The sequence below is a fragment of the Shewanella sp. 8A genome, from assembly GCF_023475945.1.
In the GTDB taxonomy this organism is placed as follows: domain Bacteria; phylum Pseudomonadota; class Gammaproteobacteria; order Enterobacterales; family Shewanellaceae; genus Shewanella; species Shewanella xiamenensis.
This window is the reverse complement of sequence record NZ_JAMDJP010000003.1, coordinates 146,570-165,216: the sequence shown is the minus strand read 5'-3', so window position 1 is coordinate 165,216 and position 18,647 is coordinate 146,570. Positions and strand designations below refer to the sequence as shown.

18 protein-coding genes are annotated in these 18,647 nt (G+C 46.9%); 9 read left to right on the top strand and 9 right to left on the bottom strand.

Annotated features, from left to right (window positions below; all coding sequences use genetic code 11):
• Positions 1–5 precede the first annotated feature (5 nt).
• Positions 6–1,169: a cystathionine gamma-synthase gene (gene metB / locus M0413_RS03510; RefSeq protein WP_249553225.1), complete on the bottom strand. Its 1,164-nt coding sequence runs from the start codon at positions 1,167–1,169 to the stop codon at positions 6–8.
• 222 nt (positions 1,170–1,391) lie between these two features.
• On the opposite strand from metB, the gene metJ reads away from it, so the two are divergent.
• A complete protein-coding gene (gene metJ / locus M0413_RS03505) occupies positions 1,392–1,706 on the top strand; it encodes a met regulon transcriptional regulator MetJ (protein WP_011073770.1) in 315 nt (104 codons plus the stop codon).
• A gap of 107 nt (positions 1,707–1,813) precedes the next feature.
• The gene (locus tag M0413_RS03500) at positions 1,814–2,557 is read left to right on the top strand and encodes a sulfite exporter TauE/SafE family protein (RefSeq protein ID WP_037430669.1); all 744 of its coding nucleotides are present in this window, start codon (positions 1,814–1,816) and stop codon (positions 2,555–2,557) included.
• 132 nt (positions 2,558–2,689) lie between these two features.
• Here M0413_RS03500 and nrfD read toward each other — a convergent pair whose 3' ends face one another.
• From nrfD to M0413_RS03480, 4 genes are all read right to left on the bottom strand, one after another.
• Positions 2,690–3,634 carry an NrfD/PsrC family molybdoenzyme membrane anchor subunit gene (gene nrfD / locus M0413_RS03495; protein ID WP_037430671.1) on the bottom strand — a complete coding sequence of 315 codons (945 nt, stop codon included), beginning with the start codon at positions 3,632–3,634 and terminating at the stop codon, positions 2,690–2,692.
• 2 nt (positions 3,635–3,636) lie between these two features.
• Entirely contained in the window at positions 3,637–4,203 is a 567-nt protein-coding gene (locus tag M0413_RS03490; RefSeq protein WP_011073773.1) for a 4Fe-4S dicluster domain-containing protein, read from the bottom strand.
• A gap of 12 nt (positions 4,204–4,215) precedes the next feature.
• Positions 4,216–6,498, bottom strand: a complete 2,283-nt coding sequence (phsA, locus tag M0413_RS03485) for a thiosulfate reductase PhsA (protein ID WP_249553197.1) — start codon at positions 6,496–6,498, stop codon at positions 4,216–4,218.
• Between the two features lie 499 nt (positions 6,499–6,997).
• Entirely contained in the window at positions 6,998–7,627 is a 630-nt protein-coding gene (locus tag M0413_RS03480; RefSeq protein WP_140907414.1) for a pentapeptide repeat-containing protein, read from the bottom strand.
• A gap of 697 nt (positions 7,628–8,324) precedes the next feature.
• Here M0413_RS03480 and M0413_RS03475 point away from each other — a divergent pair.
• From M0413_RS03475 to M0413_RS03455, 5 genes are all read left to right on the top strand, one after another.
• Positions 8,325–9,428, top strand: a complete 1,104-nt coding sequence (locus tag M0413_RS03475; RefSeq protein WP_037422501.1) for a phosphoribosylaminoimidazolesuccinocarboxamide synthase — start codon at positions 8,325–8,327, stop codon at positions 9,426–9,428.
• Positions 9,429–9,956: 528 nt separating this feature from the next.
• Positions 9,957–10,439 (top strand): hypothetical protein, encoded by a 483-nt coding sequence (locus tag M0413_RS03470; RefSeq protein ID WP_144344839.1) that lies wholly within the window; start codon positions 9,957–9,959, stop codon positions 10,437–10,439.
• 106 nt (positions 10,440–10,545) lie between these two features.
• Positions 10,546–11,121 (top strand): hypothetical protein, encoded by a 576-nt coding sequence (locus M0413_RS03465; protein WP_144344838.1) that lies wholly within the window; start codon positions 10,546–10,548, stop codon positions 11,119–11,121.
• A 130-nt stretch (positions 11,122–11,251) separates the two neighbouring features.
• Complete coding sequence (locus tag M0413_RS03460; RefSeq protein ID WP_001985524.1) at positions 11,252–11,491, top strand: hypothetical protein; 240 nt, start codon at positions 11,252–11,254, stop codon at positions 11,489–11,491.
• Positions 11,492–11,731 (top strand): hypothetical protein, encoded by a 240-nt coding sequence (locus M0413_RS03455; protein WP_139062844.1) that lies wholly within the window; start codon positions 11,492–11,494, stop codon positions 11,729–11,731.
• 910 nt (positions 11,732–12,641) lie between these two features.
• Here the strand turns inward: M0413_RS03455 and M0413_RS03445 are convergent.
• The 3 genes from M0413_RS03445 to M0413_RS03435 all read right to left on the bottom strand — a co-directional run bounded on the left by M0413_RS03445 (position 12,642) and on the right by M0413_RS03435 (position 15,238).
• Positions 12,642–13,433 (bottom strand): class I SAM-dependent DNA methyltransferase, encoded by a 792-nt coding sequence (locus M0413_RS03445; RefSeq protein ID WP_218678301.1) that lies wholly within the window; start codon positions 13,431–13,433, stop codon positions 12,642–12,644.
• 131 nt (positions 13,434–13,564) lie between these two features.
• Positions 13,565–14,341 carry an EAL domain-containing protein gene (locus M0413_RS03440; RefSeq protein WP_249553224.1) on the bottom strand — a complete coding sequence of 259 codons (777 nt, stop codon included), beginning with the start codon at positions 14,339–14,341 and terminating at the stop codon, positions 13,565–13,567.
• Positions 14,342–14,527: 186 nt separating this feature from the next.
• On the bottom strand, positions 14,528–15,238 hold the full coding sequence (locus tag M0413_RS03435) for an oxidative stress defense protein (RefSeq protein ID WP_037422489.1): 711 nt from the start codon (positions 15,236–15,238) through the stop codon (positions 14,528–14,530).
• Between the two features lie 393 nt (positions 15,239–15,631).
• Here M0413_RS03435 and rimO point away from each other — a divergent pair, with 393 nt between their 5' ends.
• Positions 15,632–17,077, top strand: coding sequence for a 30S ribosomal protein S12 methylthiotransferase RimO (rimO, locus tag M0413_RS03430; RefSeq protein ID WP_037422487.1), 1,446 nt, complete (start codon positions 15,632–15,634; stop codon positions 17,075–17,077).
• 221 nt (positions 17,078–17,298) lie between these two features.
• On the opposite strand, the gene M0413_RS03425 is transcribed toward rimO, so the two are convergent.
• A complete protein-coding gene (locus tag M0413_RS03425) occupies positions 17,299–17,532 on the bottom strand; it encodes a ribosome alternative rescue factor ArfA (protein WP_088586631.1) in 234 nt (77 codons plus the stop codon).
• A gap of 264 nt (positions 17,533–17,796) precedes the next feature.
• Here M0413_RS03425 and M0413_RS03420 point away from each other — a divergent pair, with 264 nt between their 5' ends.
• Positions 17,797–18,642, top strand: coding sequence for a substrate-binding periplasmic protein (locus tag M0413_RS03420; RefSeq protein ID WP_037422483.1), 846 nt, complete (start codon positions 17,797–17,799; stop codon positions 18,640–18,642).
• Positions 18,643–18,647 lie beyond the last annotated feature (5 nt).

Sequence of the window (18,647 nt, the reverse complement as noted above, 5' to 3'; positions counted from 1 at the left end):
TTCCTCTACTGACAAGCCGCTACGGCGGCCAATCCTGCTTGAATATCTGCAACTAAGTCGTCGGCATCTTCAATACCAACCGACAAACGTAATAGGGTGTCTTTAATGCCAGCTTCAAAACGCGCCTGCGGCTCCATCGCCCTGTGGGTCATGGTCGCGGGCACGGCTACGAGACTCTCAACGCCACCTAAACTCTCAGCCACGCTGAATAAACTTAACGCATCTAAAAAGGCGACCACTTCGGCCTCGCCGCCCTTAAGCTCAAAACTCAGCATAGCGCCAAAACCTTTTTGTTGCTTGGCGGCAATGGCATGGCCTGGATGATCCGCAAGACCTGGGTAATACACTTTACTCACGACTGGGCTGTTACTCAGTAACTCCACAATCCGCTCGGCATTAATTTGGTGCTCACGAATGCGCACAGCTAAAGTACGCAGGCCGCGCAGGGTTTGATAACTGTCGAAGGCAGAACCGGTTAAGCCTAAGGTGTTCGACCACCAATGTAAGGTCTCACCAATTTGGGGATCTTTGGCGATCACCGCGCCGCCCACCACATCACTATGGCCATTAATGTACTTCGTGGTGGAGTGGATAACGATATCGGCACCGAGCAATAGCGGTTGCTGCAAAATCGGTGACAGGAAAGTATTGTCCACTATCACTAACGCACCTACGGCGTGGCTTGCCTTGGCAATAGCTTCGATATCAACCACCCGCAGTAATGGGTTGGATGGGGTTTCAATCCACACCATTTTAGGCTGCTGGGCAATCGCTTGCTCAAGTGCTTGGCTGTCGGTTTGATCGACCACCAGCAGTTTAAATTGGCCTTTTTTCGCGAGGTTGGTGAATAAACGGTAAGAGCCACCGTAACAATCGTGAGGCACCACCAGTAAATCATCTGGGCCCAGTAAAGTGGTCACTAAGGTAATGGCTGCCATGCCAGTACAAGTCACTACACCGGTTGCGCCCTTTTCCAGCTTAGCTAAGGCATCGCCTAAGATGCTGCGGGTAGGATTGCCGGAACGGCTGTAATCAAATTCGCGAGGATTTTTATGACCATCGAAGGCGTAATTCGTCGACAGGTAAATTGGCGGCACCACGGCGCCATATTGAGTATCGCTTTCGATACCCTGACGCACTGCCAATGTGGCTAATTGACGCTCGGTCACTAATTTGCCTGCGGTCATCGGGAACTCCTAAGTTCGCAAAGAGATGTCTGGACGTCTAAATGTACCTAAGCCCAGTGGTATCGTCAATAGGCGTTAAGACGTTTAGACGTCTAAACATAAAGAAATCTGTTTGCAATCGCTAAGAAATAGTAGCAATAATTTGACTGTAATCTGTAAGGGTTTAAAATCTGCCCCGAATTTAGCGTTATAACAGGTGAGTCAATGACTGAATGGAATGGGGAATACATCAGCCCCTATGCTGAACATGGCAAGAAGAATGAACAAGTAAAGAAAATTACTGTGTCTATTCCGCTCAAAGTGCTAAAAGTCCTCACGGATGAACGTACGCGTCGTCAGGTCAACAACCTGCGCCACGCAACGAATAGCGAACTGTTGTGCGAAGCATTTTTGCATGCCTACACCGGCCAGCCTCTGCCTGATGATGCAGATCTGTCGAAAGAGTGCCCAGACAGCATCCCCGCTGAAGCGAAGCGGTTGATGGACGAAATGGGGATCGAGTGGGAAGACATGGAATAACGCTTAAGCGTCCATAATCCTGCCGTAACTAATTATTAGGGATCGTTAATGCTCATCCGGCGTGATGGGTTAAAGTAACGATCCCTATTTTGTTTTGATGGAATCCTATGTTCTCCTTGATCGATCCACAAACGCTAGCCATCGCGTCTGTGATTGTGTTTTTAGGTGCCCTCACCCAGAGTCTGATTGGGTTTGGCTTAGCCGTGGTCGCCAGTCCGCTGCTGTATATCGTCGATCCCCAATTAGTGCCTGCCCCCGTGATTGTGATGGGATTTTCCATCGCGCTACTCACCCTATTGCGTGAACGCGGCCATTTAGAATTCAATGGCTTGCAATACGCACTCATCGGTCGAGTGCCCGGTGGCTTTATCGGTGCCAGCCTATTACTGTTTGCGCCGCAGCCGATTCTTGGTCTGGCGATTGCAGCCATTGTGGCAGTCGCCGTGGTGCTCAGTTTGTATAAATTCAGTCTGCCGGTGAACAAAGCGACTCTGTTTGGCGCGGGAGTCGTCTCGGGGATCTTTGGCAATATCGCCGCCATTGGTGGCCCTCCGATGGCGATTTTATTGGCGGGTAAGGATGCTTCGCAGTTTCGCGCGGCGTTATCGGCCTTCTTTATCTTTAGTTCGACCATTGCCTTGGCGATTCTTGGGGTGACGGGCCTACTCGAAATCAAGCACTTTTGGCTGTCGCTAATGCTATTGCCCTCGGTCTTTTTAGGCTATCTCGTGGCGGGCAAACTGGTGGGAAATGTGGATAAACATAAGACCAAGATGGCGACCTTAGCCCTCTGCGCTATCAGCGCCTTAGTGCTCACGGTCAAATCAGTGATTGAGTTATTACCGCAATAACCTCATGCCAATCGCAGCCATAAAAAAAGCACCGTTTAACGGTGCTTTTTGTTGCTGTGGATACGAGTTGTCATCCATTCGAGCATCACTTAATCGCATTTAAGTGATGCTTAGTGCGCTAGCATCAATACGTTAGCTTAAGTAACTTTGGCCTGCATACACAATAAAGTGTCTCAGGGCGAGCACGCCAGTTAAGCTGGCACAGGCCACCATAATCATTGCGCCCTTAGTGTGGCGAGTCGCTGCGGGAAGCAGCATAAACAGCAATGGCACACCAAAGCCAATCCCGACGACACCAATCCAGAATACGCTTGCCCACACGCCAGAGGTGAGTGATGCCAGCGCCGCAGCCGCCGCTCCGCCCTTAAAGTACAAGGCACAGAACAACATAAACAGGAACATGATTTCGATTGCCATCACTGGCAGCTCTAAGCCATGCATTTTGGCTAAGGTCTTGTCGTGACTATCGGTTTTGAACATCACCAGCGCCAGCACCGCATTGGCCGCAGCGCCCGCTGATAAACCAGATACCAAGAACAGTGCAGGCAATACCGCAGTGTTTAGCATCGGATAGGCATTCATCGCCGAGATTAAGAAGCCAGTGTAAGCGCCTACGCCAATCGCGAGGACAAACAACAGCACTTCAATCAGCTTTCTAAAGGGCATCAGCAGCTTAGCGATAGGCGCGAGGAAACCTAAGCCCCACTTTGGCAAATCGTCACGCAGTACTAAAATCGCGTAGGCAAATGCCAAGGGTGAGTAAGCTAGCAGCGCTAATACCCCAATCGCCATAACGGACTGGAAGTTGTAGTTAATTAAGATCAACCAGAAGTGGAAAGGCTTAGTTAAATCAAACACTAAACAAGCCAAGCCTAAGCTGATTGCCACAGGGCCAATAATTGCTGCGGCCTTGAGGATATTGCTCTCAACTTGTGTTTGTTCTTGATTGAACCAACGCAAACCGATACCAATAAGCAAACTTCCGGCGGATAAACCCGCCATAAATAGATACACGGCGATGACCCAGTGCCAAGTGACGGGATCATATTGCGCCATATCGCCCCAAGTATTGTTCATAATCAAATCCCTCCTCTTTTGGTAGGAACGCGATATACCCTAGGTTTAGTGCCTAAATGGGTCTTATCTTGGTAAGTGATCTTAGTGTTGAGCAGTGTGGCCACTTCACTTTGTGGATCGTTAGCATCGCCAAACACTAAGGCATCGGTCGGGCACACAGTCACACAGGCTGGCTCTTCACCACGGGCCAAACGCGTGTCCTTACAGAAGTTACACTTGTCAGCCACTTTGGTTTCTGGATTCATAAAACGCACTTTGTAGGGACACGCCGCCACGCAGTACATACAACCCACACACTTGTCGCCGTGGATGGAAACAATGCCATCTTCGCCCACATAGGCCGCACCCGTTGGACACACCTTCACACAAGGCGCATCTTCACACTGCTGGCAAGACACCCTGTGGTACTTAAAGTGCAGATTGGGCATTTCGCCATAGGGCCCTTCGACTCTCACCTGCAAACGGGTCACCCCTTCTGGTACGCCGTTTTCACTGCGGCAAGCCACGTTACAGGCTTGGCAGCCGATGCACTTGTTCTCATCGTGCACCATCACATATCTTTTCGTCATTTGAGCCTCCAATTAGCGTTTTGCCAGCGTGACGCCAGTGGTGTGTACCGTCATGCCACACACAGGTGCGGTAATGTGGGGCAGTAAGTTTCCGCAGTGGATACCTTTGCCTGTCGCTCTAACCAACTCTTTGTTTTTAGAGCCAAAGCCCATATAAGCAAACACGGTATCGGGGCGAATGCCCGGGGTGACTAACGCATGGCCTTCTTCTGTACCTACGCTACTGGTTAAGCGAATAGGGTCGCCATTGCTGATACCTAATTTGCTCGCGGTATCTGGGTGAACCCACACAGCGTTATCCGACATCAAATTTGCCAGCATGGGCACATTGTGGGTCGCGCCATTGGTATGCACCGCCACCTTACCTTGGATAAAGTAGAGTTCATTTGGCTTTTTAAGCTGCACTTCGCGGAACTTAATGACGCCGCGTCCTGGCGCCATGGCTTCGACCTTGGCAGAGGTCAATTCAATCTTGCCGCTTGGGGTTTTAAAGCTGAGTAAACTGCCGTAGGTGCCGTCTTCATCCGCAGGTTTGGCATTGGCATAGGCCTTGGTAAATTCGGCCACCATTTTAGGTTCGCGCAACATAATCGGCTTACCGAAGCTGACAAAACCTTCGTCTTTGATCCGACGCAGCAGCTCTGTGTCGCGGTTTACCTGCAACAGTTGCAGGGTCTCCATGTTTTCCCATGGATAGAATTCACTCAGCCCCAGTTTGTGGCCAATATCCTTAAAGATTTGCCATGAAGGACGAGTATCGCCTAAGGTTTCAACTACCCGTTGACGCACATAGTAGGCAGGGTTTTTACCTGACTTGTCGGCGATTTCCTCATCGCGTTCAAGGTAAGTTGACTCAGGTAAAATCACGTCGGCATAGGCGGCGGTTTCGCTGATATACACATCGCACACGGCAACAAAGTCGAGCTTTTTCAAGGCTTCGACCACACGCGCTCTGTCGGTCATGGTTTGCATTGGGTTAGTACGGGACATCACCCAACCGTGTAATTGGTAGGGCACGGCACTTAAGGTCGCATCGAGGATGGTTTGATAAATCCCGCCCGCTGACCACATCATGGCGTACTGCTCTTCCACTTGGTCGATACGTTTTGCCGCTGGTTTTGGCATATCTTTTACGCCGGGTTTACCCAGCACAGGCGACACATCTTCACCCGCGAGCTTGTTATAATCGCTAGGCTTTTGACCTAGGTAGATACCGCCCTTACGCTCAATATTGCCAATCAATATGTTGGCAGCGTAAAGCGCGCGGCGCATTTCAAACTCTTCGGTGGTAAAGGTGGCTCTGTGACCAAAATCCACTACAGCATGGGGCGCTTTAGCCGCATATTCACGGGCAATACGGCGAATATCTTTGGCGGGCACATCGGAGATCGTTTCGGCCCACTCAGGGGTATAGGCTTTTACTTCAGCGGCAAAGGTGTCAAAGCCTTCGACATAACGCTCAACAAAGGCCTTGTCGTAAAGGTTTTCTTCAATCAATACATGGCATAAGGCTAAAGCGACGGCCACGTCGGTACCAGGACGAATCGCGTACCATTCATCGGCTTTATCGGCAACCACAGAGAATCTTGGCTCGAACACCACCAACTTAGCGCCTTTATCCATTTGCGCCGCCATCATGCCACGGGTTTCGGACATGTTGATACCTTCGTACAGGTTATGGCCGAAGTTAATAATGTATTTTGAGTTACTTAAATCGCGTTTCACCTTAGTGCCAAACATGGCCATAGCAGCAATTTCATAACCGCCGGGGCAAGTAGATGCATGGGTAAAGGTATTTGGGCTACCAAACGCCGTGGCGAGGTGGAATAAGTGTTTTTCTTGCGAGCCAGATTTAGAGGAAAACGCTACCGCCTCTGGGCCGTGAGCTTGCTTGATTTTAGTGAGATTATCGGCAATCAGTTGATAGGCTTCATCCCAACTGATTTCAGCCCATTTACCCTCGCCACGCTCGCCAACCCGTTTTAGCGGTTTAACAATCCGCTGTGGATCGTACAGCAAACTATGACCAGCACCGCCGCGGGCACAGACTTTACCGCCAAAGGATTTAGCCGCCTTATTACCGCTGATAAAGACGTTTTTACCTTCAATCACCCGCGCTGAAATCGGGCAGCGGGTCGAGCACATCTCACAGATACTGGCAATTTCTTTGCCCATGCCCTTAAGCTGCTTGCTCTCTAATGCCGCTAAACTGCCCGGCAATAAGCTAGCTAATGCACATGTTGCACCGCTGGCCCCTGCGCCCTTTAAAAAGGTTCGCCTATTAAGCTCAATCATGGTTACCTCCATCACACTCATCCACCCTTATGCGCCAATTGGCACACGCAAACTTAGGCTTTTTGTCACCACTGCGGTTAAAGGCTAAATCTGCTCACAGGTTTTTAGTTATTAATGCCAATGCCTTAAAAAACGTTGGCATTTTGCTGTTCCAGAGTGATTGTTATCTCGAAAGAGGTATGCGGCTATTGTGGTAAACCACATAGGCAAGTTGAGTGTGATCTGTGGCAACTAAAAGTTAAAATTGTTCTAAAAATTCGTGAATAAGATCAATAGTGTTGATTGGCCGTATCGATGCGTACGCTTGAGGTATTTTTACAATACGCACCACAATAAAAAGTTATCAAAAAACCTAAAAGCAATTTTAAAAACAATAAGTTAAAAAGTGATACCGCGATATCGCTGTCACAATAAACCCGTTAATTTAAAAGGATAAAATACCAGCACCGATTAGCGCGAACAGGTGCTGATATGAGGTCAGTATGAGGTTGGTATAAGGTCAATCCACCAAGGTAATATCTAAGCCATTTAACAGCCGAATCGCTTCATCGCGACTAAACTTGGCACCTTTAATTTTGTTGTTAAAAATATCAATGTCGTAATCGGTTGCCTCAGAGAAATCCGCCTCCATTAACTCAGTGCGGCCAAATAAGCTGTGGCGAAAATCGCTGTAACTAAAGTTAGCGCGATTAAACTTGCCCTCACGAAAATCTACATCCTGCGCCTTACAGCCCTCAAGTACCATTTCATCGAGCTTAAGGCCCATAAAAGAGCAGTCGTTTAAGATGCAGGTTCTAAAACTAAAAGGCGCCGCAAAGGATAATCTAGGCCAAGCGGCACGGGTCCAATCTATGCCGACCAGCTTACATTCTTCAAAACTCACACCGTTAAATTGGCTTAAGGGCACCTTGAGCAGGCTTAAATTACAGCCGACAAAACGGCAATCGATAAACTTGCAGTTACGGAATGTGCTGTCGCTAAATTGGCAATCGTGGAACTCGCATTCTTCAAACTCAAGGTCTTGCCACTGGCTTTGGCTCTCGGCTAAGGCGATAAATTGCTGCGAGAAAAAATACCGCCCCTGTGAGGCTACGCGCGCCATCATTGGCGTTTTTGCATCTGTCGTCATACTCGCTCCATACTCCCCATCACGGCTTAGGCACGTCCTGATAGGCAAATTGTCTTTTTGAATCTACAACAAATAGCTGTTAAAGCGAGAAGCGGCGCCTCAAGCTGATGCACTATAGCCGCAGATAATACCCCGATTAACGCCACTCACTACATGGCTAAATTGGCATAAATCGAATATAGGCTTAGCACTTATGCTCAACAACCTAGCTCCACAATCTAGCTTCAAACGCTTGCGAGCGACGCTCCCGCTTTAGGCATTTTCAGCTTTTACTTTTACCAGCCTTCACTTTGTGCCGACACGCCGCACAGATGCGCACAAATAGCCGTGGAAAATTTTGCGAATAAAGGTAAAATGGCGCCACTTTTCGCGGCTGTCTAACAAGGTTCTCTGGGATTAATGGTTAGCCTTTTCGAGCAAAATGGCACGGGGTTTCCCCGCTTGAGCAGACCAGTATTACTCTGGCGCCAACCTTGCTCTGCGTTTCATTTTCACCCCATATCTAGACAAACGTTATTCTCCCCATCGCCCGAAAATCCACTATTCGCTTTACGCTTAACCTTCACCAAGGCTTTACGCAAACTGAGCAATAAGCTATTGGTCAATAATAAAAAGGTGGCTAAGCATCTTATGCTTAAGCACACCGCAACGAATAAAAAACTCGTCCCTACACTCTCTATCCAAAGGAATACTCGTCATGAGTCTTGCTGATTCCGTATTAGCCGTAAACAACGATTTGCCCATCCGCACCGATAGCCCAGTTCATAGCGGCAAGGTACGTAGCGTTTACTGGCTAACCGACGCCGACAGCCGCCGTTTAATCAAAACCAAGGGCTACAATGTGCCCGAAGATACGCCGCTTGCCATTATGGTAATTAGCGATCGCATCTCCGCCTTCGACTGCATCTTCCACGGTGAAGGCGGATTAAAAGGCATCCCAGGTAAAGGCGCGGCATTAAATGCCATTTCTAATCATTGGTTTAAGCTATTTGCCGAAAATGGTTTAGCCGACAGCCATATTTTAGATATTCCGCATCCCTTCGTTTGGATAGTCCAAAAAGCCCGCCCAATTAAAGTTGAAGCCATTTGCCGCCAATACATTACCGGCTCCATGTGGCGCGCCTACTCTAAGGGCGAACGCGTATTCTGCGGTATCACCCTGCCAGAAGGCTTAGAGAAAGATCAAAAGCTGCCAGATTTGCTGATCACCCCTTCGACCAAAGGTATTTTAACTGGTATCCCAGGTGTGCCCGCGCAGGATGATGTGAACATCAGCCGCAGCGATATCGAAGCCAACTACCAAGCCTTTGGTTTTGAAAAGGTAGAAGATATCGACCTGTACGAGAAGCTGTTAAAAGATGGCTTTAAGGTGATCGCTAAAGCTCTGGCCGACCTTGACCAAGTGTTTGTGGATACCAAGTTCGAGTTTGGTTATGTGACCGATAAAAACGGCAACTCAAAACTGATCTATATGGATGAAGTGGGCACCCCCGATTCATCCCGTATTTGGGACGGAGCCGCCTACCGCGATGGTAAAATCCTTGAAAACTCTAAGGAAGGCTTCCGTCAGTTCCTGCTGAACCACTTCCCCGATCCGGATATTCTGCTTAACAAGGACAGAATGCCAGAACGCGAAGCCCTCGCCCGCGATAATGCCCTGCCATTAGAGGCCATGATGCAAGTGTCGCGCACTTACACCGGCATCGCCGAGAAAGTGACTGGCGCGGCAATCCCGCTGCCAGCGAATCCAAAGGCAGATATTATTAAGATCCTACGGGAAGAGTATGATCTGATTGTTTAATCAGATTTCGATGAGGTAGGGAGTTTTTCCTTAACCTCAGAATGTAGAAAAGGCGCTTAGGCGCCTTTTTTGTTTGAGTCATTTAAACACTTAATCAATACAACGCTGATAATTAAGCACTGTCATTCCAGTGACACGCCGTGAACTCGTCCATGAGGGCTCGACGACGGCATCCATGCCGTCAACGGTCACTTACATGCCAATGCTTAATTCAACCAACTCTTCAGTAATCTGTAAGCCTTTTTACAAGCATACACTTTGCAAATTTAATAATGGGTGGCTAGTTAAATTCTTTCTTGTTTTATCTTGGGTGGCCTGATTTATTTTTTTCCTGATTTATTTTTTACCGCGCCAAAATGCTTCTCGGTAAATAAGGTCTCGATTTTTCTGGATAAAAATATTGATAGCATACTGGGGTTGATGCTAACTTATTGGCATTATTTAATTATTTATTCGTATCATTCCAATGTACAACTCTATACGGTTTGGGTTTTATTGGAAGTGCGGGTAATACACTGTTAGGCGAATATGGATAGTTTTACAGACCTTTATCAGAAAGCTGTCGGACCAGACACATTGGTTTCATATTTTCTAAGTGGACATTTGGCGATTGAGTTCTTATTGCGCAAGAATATTGAAATTTACGATAAAAAATTGACTCGCATATCCAATGACTTGACACATGCGAACCTTATTAAGCTTGCTTATGATTTAGGCTCAATCGATGAAGGGCAGAAATCTGTATTAGTCGCTATTAACAGACTAAGAAATAAATTTGCTCATCAAATTGCTTATGAGCCTCCTATAGATGAGTTAGTCAGGCTATATCAGCAGGCATCTCGGTCATTTCATGACTTAACAGACGGTATATCACAAGGCCTTGAGGGGCTTCAATCCATTAGTCAGTTCAGTGAGATAGAAGAATGGTGGATATCAGAACTTTTTGTCCAAATATGTTATGACCTACACAACAATTATCATGAAAGCGGCGGTGATGTAGATGAATTTTGAAAATCGCCTAACAAGTGTAGGCACTCGGAAAAAACTTTTGCTCCGGCTTCGCATGCACAAAATTTGTTCCGGTGCTACAGGCGTTATGTTTTACGAGTGAGCGTGAATGGATCTAAAGAGTCTTGAAAAAGCAGTATCTGCCAGTCGATGGTTAATGGTTGTTTTACTGATACTGCTTCCACTTATTTATTTTTTATGGTTTTACTTGATTAATAGTCAATCCCTATCAGTTGACCCCTCAATTTGGGGGGCATTCGGTGATTATGTTGGTGGAATCCTTAATCCTATTGTCGCTCTATTTGCATTTTATTGGTTGACCAAATCCGTTCTTATCCAAAAAGAAGAGCTGCACGAAACTAGAAAGGCGTTAGAAGAAAGCAGCGCCTCACAAAAAGAACAAGCTGAATCGGCAAAAATTTCTTCCGAGATTCAAACTATCAATATCAAGCTGGCAATGATTAATACCAAGTTGAGTGCAAAATACGATTACAAAACATCCGTAATGACTAATGGTATGTCCGGTGGACATTTCAATCTTGTACTTACCCATGAAGGCCACGCTGCGAACGTTCGAGAAGTACTTGGTACTTTAAATGATGAAATTCGGAATTTGGAGGCTGTTCAAGAGAAATTGCTCCACGAAGTAGACATTTTAATCAAAAAACATAACAAGGTGCTGTAGTCGCTGCGCAGGGACCTCTGTTCTGTTCCGCTGCGCTAAACTGCGGCTCCTAAGCACGGGTTATGTTTCCTTGAAATTTCCCCACTCAGTACCCATATACAAATTACGGTTAATTGAAAGGGGGATGTTTATGACATTAAAGAAGACTTTGGGTATTCCAGATAGCCATGAATTAAAGCAAACAAGCTTTCGTCAAAAAGGGACTATGGCTCAAAATGAATACTGGGAGTATGAGCAGCTAGATGAAAATGGTCAGTTGGTTGCAAGAATTGAACGCTGGGATTGTACAAGTTTAAATTCTTTAACTACAGATGCGGGTTTCCGTAAATATTCATTAGATGGTAAGTTGATTGCTGAGGGTAAGTACTAAATGCCAACCTTAATTTGTGTTATTTGCGGGGCTGAAGCATCCGAGGGGCCACAGTTTGGCGATGCAATTCGTTATGAATGTGCTCACTGTGGCGTTTATGAAATCACAGGCACTTTATCGGCAATGTTACAGACTCGTAGATTAAATCGTGATGAATCGTTGGCATTTCTAGCTAGTGAAAGAGTTAAAAATCCAGGAGCAGTTCCTCAGATTTCAAGTACAACAGCACGTTATGAATAAGTTAGCATAATCGGGTAGCCGGAGGTAGCTAGCCTCCAGCCCCCACACCACCCTGCATGCGGCTCCGCACAGGGCGCTTCATTTAGAACGCCTAACCTGTTTTCTGGTTCGGATAGTGAACCGCGATCCATCTTTCAGTGAATACAATCCTGCTTTCTTAAGATACTCATTACTCAGCGCTTGCTGTATTCCTGGTGTTTTCGAGCTTCGCCACTGCCCTTTGCTTGTAATTCCACAAGCAACGGCCGCTTGGATCCTGACGCCACGTTTGAGTAAGTTTTGTACCTTAGTCCGTGGCTTTCGCCATTGACGCCAGTAGCAAATACGTACTCGACGTCGGATCCAGTGGTCTAAATCGCCCCCCCCCCTTGGTAAGGATTGGCTATGCCAAAGTAGTTGATGCTGAAAGATGGGACATGCATAACTCTTTTGGGATTGACAGCGAACACGTCAGTATCAGGAGTTCACCATCCCCTGCGAAGTTGCTGAAGGGCGTTGAAGAAAATCGCGTGACGCAGACAGGACGTCTGTGTAGCTTTCGGGGGGAAGGGACGCCCCATCGGAAGCGTTAGCGATTTTCGAATAAGCACGAAGCCAGTAACTAATGCATGTAACTTCGCTAGGGGCGTCTTGGAGCATCCAAGGAGGATAGGACGAGCAGTCCTCCTTGGTCGGGTGTGGGGTGAAGCCCCACGACTTTGATTCACTTCGGCCGTAAGACCGCAATTAATATAGCATTGTGCTAAACAGCATGAGGGTTGAAGCCCCACGACTTTGATTCACCTCGGCCGTTAGGCCGCAATTAAATTAACAGTTACTCACAGGAAAATTGTGAGAGGCAAAGATGGATATGGGTGTAAATCAGAGCAGCCAAAGCTAACCGCCAAGTTGCCACACCTTCAACCCAAGGTTAAATCTTCACACAGACAAACAGCGCATTACCTGAGCTTAAATCCCATGGGACGATTTTTTCATAATCGTGTTCAAAGATATGCACTTCAAAATACGGCGCGAGTAAGGCTTGCAGCTCCGCAAAACTGGTGGCGACCATAGTATGTTGGTCTTGCCATAACTCAGTCTGATGCGCAGATGTATCAGCATCGGCGTCTACATCAGCCTGTTGAGTAAAAGGCTGCTGACGCTTTGCAATACTCAGGTTTAATGACTGGTTTTCGCCCTGACCACTGTAATGCCAGCCAGATTCAAAGGCAAAATGGTGTCCCTCAAACTCGGCAAAATGCTTAATCGATAAGCGGTTATCGATGCGGTGCTTATCAACCGAGTTAAAACAAAATATCCCGCCGTCATTCAGGGCACTGTGCACACTGGCGATACAACTTTTTAGGCGCTCTATGTCCGCACTGTAATGGATGGAATATAAAAAACAGGTAATTAAATCCACTGGCTGCTCAAGATAAAAGGCCGTCATATCTTGCAGATTAAACTGGGCCTCAGGGCAACGACGCATGGCCATATCGAGCATCGGCTGATTAATATCTAGGCCACTACACTGATAACCAAGGTCGATAAAATGCCGTACATGTGGGCCAGTGCCACAGGCTAAATCAAGGTGTTGTTTACCATTATTCCCTAAGAACTGATGCAATCGATGGATGCTCGCACTCTGTTGTTGATAGTTAATATCGGAGCACATTAAATCGTAATAACCGGATAGATCGGTATAAAGCGCGTTAGAAGACATAGCAGCGAAGAGAAGGCATGGGCAATTAAGGGTGGCGCATGATATATCAGTTAGCCCAGAACCGATACACACAATTCCACAACCAATCTGAGTGCAAGGCACTTGGAGCACATTAATTCAATAAAACAATGCTACAGCGCAGCATAACAATCTAAGGCGTCAAAGGTAGTTAAATACTCGAGTTGGGGTTTGGCGAAGTAGTAACCTTGAAAATAATTAATACCACGGCCAACAAGATAGTCTAACTCCGCTTTACTCTCGACCCCTTCGGCCAACACCTGAGTGTTAAGCGTGCGACAAATCCCGAGCACTTCATCGATAACAAACTGTTTTTGTTTATCTAAATGGATATTCCTGATTAACTCCATATCGAGTTTTAATACCTGAGGGCGCAAAAACTCCAACCAACTCAAATCAGCGAAACCACTGCCAAAGTCGTCGATGGCGGTGATAAATCCCCGTTTAGCGTAGCTGTCAAAGATACGGATCAATTTGGCTCTATCGACAATTTGCTCACCCTCAGTGACTTCAAACATGATGTTATGAATATTAAAACCAAAGAGGTCGGCGGCTTCAATCGAGGCGCGGATACAGGTTTCAGGGTTATAAACCGCATTAGGTAAAAAGTTGATACTTAATATTTTATCAAGGCCAAGCTTAGCGGCGGTTTCAATGGCTTTGACCCGACAAGCCTGATCAAAGTAGTACTTATTGTTTTCGTTTATTCGCTCAAACACCCAAGCAGCACCTTCGCCATTTGGGCCGCGCACTAGGGCTTCATAACCGTAAATCTGCTGATTTGGCCAATCGATAATGGGCTGAAATGCCATACGAATTTCAAATCCGAGTGACTTACCACTTAAACAGTCCAAACAGGTTTGTTGCTTGATTCGAGAGGGAAAATCCATCATAGGTCTCCATAACCTTATCCTCTCTCAGTGTGGGGATAAATCGCTAATTTTGCCAGCGTTTAGTGCCTTTGCTCTGATAAAACATGCAATATTGTAAATATGTTGACTCAGAATTAACCGATCGCGACCCATAACAGCAATGGATGAGCCAAAGAATCCTCATCCATTGCATCTCGTTATGACTTATTTGAGTTTATAAACCACTTCGACTCTGTCTTCGATAGTCACTTGGCCATATTGATAGCTTTCGGCGGCGCCCATAGCATCGGCCTTAGCATTCATACGTAACATCACCGGTTGCACTGGGCGTTGATCGTAATAACGAATTTGCCAAATCTTGCCTAGGTTTTCCCCAAATCCCTTGGCTAAGGATTCTGCTTTTTGTTTGGCATCGACAATCGCCGCTTGGCGCGCCTTGGCCACATACTCGGCCTCTTTGCTCGATTTAAGGGCGATATTATTAACCCTGTTGATCCCCTCCTCCAAGGCGGAGTCTAAAATCGTATTTAAACGTGCCAAATCGTTAATAGTCACAGTGACTTGGCGACTCGCGGTGTAACCAGTTAGCTCAGGTGCTTTATCCTGCGCATACACATATTGGGGTTGCAGATTTAAGTTGGCGCTTTGGATCTGCTCTTTAGTAATCCCCGCGGCCGTCAAACGGGCGATAAATTTCGCCACCGCCGCATCCGAGTTATCTTTAGCCGCCTTAGCGTCTTTCTCGGTGACAGCCACTTCGACATTAAGCTCAGCCATATCCGGCTCGACTTGAATTTGGCTTACGCCCATGGTTTCGATATGGGGAAAGTCCACATCCGCAGCCACTGCGGTGGCAGTAAATACACCAGAGAAAAGACCACCAGCCACTAATACAGCTAAAAGAGAATGCTTCATTATTAACTCCAACTAAATCATTTAAGGCGAGACTGCCTTGATTCTAATGCGATGGCTATCAGCTAAAAGTGTGACTCGCCATCTGCTAGCCATACAAACGAATCATACAAACTATCCCTATAAACGCGGGTAAACATAAAAAGGGTTAATTTTTTTAAAACTTTTTAAATTGGCAAAACTTATCAGCCTATCGCTAAAATCCTCACCCACAAGCACTCAAGCTGCTGTAGTGACTTCCTATACGAGCACGCATACGAGCCAGTCAGTCCCTAACTGGTAGAAACGCGCTCTTAGCTGTACACTTTTCACCCAAAGACACTGTACCTTTTAATCACTTCAGGTATAATCCGCGCTCTTTTTACGGCGCTCTTTTATCAGCATCAGCGAGACACCATGACAGTTGAAACTTTTCATCCTAAGCAAACTACCACGCTTGAGACCCCTGCCAAAACATTGGAAGCCGCCAGTGCTGACTCTGTTAATACGGGCAATGCTGCCACAGGCAATCGCATCGGTTTTGTGTCTTTAGGTTGTCCAAAAAACCTCGTGGACTCAGAGCGCATTCTGACCCAGTTACGCATCGACGGCTATGAAGTCACCAACAGCTACGACAATGCCGATCTGGTAATCGTTAACACCTGTGGTTTTATTGATGCTGCGGTTGAAGAATCCTTAGATGCGGTGCGCGAAGCCCTAGAAGAAAACGGCAAAGTAATCGTAACGGGCTGTTTAGGCGCTAAAGAAAACCAAATCCGTGAAGTGCACCCAGATGTGCTCGAAATTACTGGCCCACACAGCTACGAAGCCGTGTTAAAGCATGTACACAAGTACGTGCCAAAACCAGAGCACAACCCATTTACCTCGTTAATCCCACAAACTGGGGTTAAGTTAACGCCTAAACATTACGCTTACTTAAAAATTTCAGAAGGTTGCGACAACCGTTGTACCTTCTGCATCATCCCTGCACTGCGGGGCGATTTAGATAGCCGCGGCGCAGGTAGCGTATTAGATGAGGCCAAACGTTTAGTTGAAGCTGGCGTACAAGAAATCCTTGTGGTGAGCCAAGACACCTCTGCCTATGGTAAAGACAAGGGCGGCCGCACCGATTTTTGGAACGGTATGCCAGTTAAGCAAGACATCACCAGCCTTGCTCGCCAACTGGGCAAGATGGGCGCATGGGTACGCTTACACTACATCTACCCATACCCATGGGTTGACGATCTGATCCCATTAATGGCCGAAGGTTTAATTCTGCCTTACTTAGACATTCCAATGCAGCACGCCAGCCCACGCATCCTGAAGATGATGAAACGCCCAGGCCGTGTTGACCGTCAGTTAGAAGCCATCCAACGTTGGCGCGAAATCTGCCCAGATTTGGTGATCCGCTCAACCTTTATCGTGGGCTTCCCTGGCGAAACCGAAGAAGACTTCGAAATGCTGCTCGACTTCCTGCGTGAAGCGCGCCTCGACCGCGTTGGCTGCTTCAAGTACTCAGAAGTGGAAGGCGCAGTCGCCAACACTATCGCCGAGCTTATCAGCGAAGACGTCAAAGAAGACAGATACCACAGATTTATGGAAGTCCAAGCCGAGATCAGCGCTGAGCGTTTAGCGCGTTTCGTTGGCCGTACTATGGATATTCTGATCGATGATGTTGACGAAGAAGGCGCCATTGGCCGCAGCTTCGCCGATGCCCCAGAAATCGACGGCATGGTATTTATCAACGGTGAAACTGAACTCGAACCCGGCATGTTAGTTCGCGCCGTGATCACTCACTCGGACGAGCACGATCTGTGGGCCGAGTTAGTGGATGCCGATGCAGAGGATGAAGTCGAGGCTTAAGCCTTCAAATCATTCAAGTTTTAATAAGACGAGTCACAGTCTCAATTGTGGCTCGTTTTTTTATGGCCAAAATCTGGCGAATCCTCTCAATAGGTGAAGGTTAACTCTCAATAGTTGAAGGCTAGATAGTGCGACAAAAGGGATTGAAAAGGAAATCGCAAGGCAATGTGAGGGAGGAGTCTAGCAGGGATTAAATGATCAGGACTAACGCGGCAAAAACGTTAAAACATCATCCCCATAAAGTCGAAAGGGGTATCGCCCCTGTGCTGATACCCCTTTCGGTTTGCTGCTTTACGATTGTAAGACCCTTTGCCCTTTTTCGGCTTTTCGGTACGCATCCGAAATAACGGACTGGTCACCAGCGCCTTAAGTGCATTGTCTGTAATGGTGCCGCGACCATTTTCATGCTCTTGCACACTCTGGGCTGTTACTTTTGCCACATTTATCTTAGTCATAGGGACTCCTCAATTAATCCTCAATTCATCCTATATTGGTCAAGGGCCAAGTTAATCATTCTCAGCCAGCGGCGACACTATAAACCAATCTAAAAAGATGTACAGAGTTTGTGCAAAACCGCAAAGAATCGCTCTTTTTATTATCAAAAAGTATGATAGATTAATCCAACAAAAATAATACATTAGGCTAACAAGCCTTCATTTTAAGTCGCTATTTAGCGATACGATTACTCTTTGTAATCACAGGATAGGGAGTGATTAATTTTGCCGTTTGCAGTGATTTATCGGCCATTACTGAGCCTACTTTGCCTATTACTCATCCTATCCCCCAGCCTAGCGCAGGCTTTTTCAAGCTCTGAGTGTGTTATTAGCATGGGCTATCGCACCAGTGAACGCCGCCCCTTTATCGAACAGGAACCTAATAACCAAGGGTTTTACTACGATATTTACCAAGTCGCGGCCGAAAGAGTGGGATGTAAACTACGGGTAATTCGAGCACCTAAACTGCGTATTTTGCGGGATCTCAAACTCGGAAATATCGATTTTTATCCTGGGCTGCATTTTAGTGAAGAACGTGCCCAATTTACCTATTTTATTCCTAACGGTCTGTCGGAGCGCATTATTGGAATTAGCCGAGCGGGTGCGGCAAATGTTGGTTCATTAGAGCAGTTATCACAGAGCGGTATGACGCTATTAATTGCCCCGGGCAGCTACGACTTTAATGGCATATCCGAAACCATGTCGGTCCGTAAACCACCTGAACTCAATGTACCTAAGGCCTTAGATTACCTTATTAGTGGCCAAGGGGACTTTTTTATCTACGATCAAGCAACCATCAGTTATTACCTTAAAAATCGAGATACAAGCCAATTTAAGCTACACCCTAATTGCTGCCAGCAACCTCAAGCTATGTATCTGGGATTTTCGAAAAAAAGCCGCCATTTTCGTGGGCAACATAACCCTAACTATCGCGCCGATCTTCCCTTAAGTCCGAATAACAGCCCAAGCGTACTCGCTGAAGATTCAAAGGCCTATGAATTTGCCAAAGCACTCGCCGCGATGGATGCAGAAGGGGAAACCCAGCGGATCTACTTTAATCACTTCGGTTAATCCTA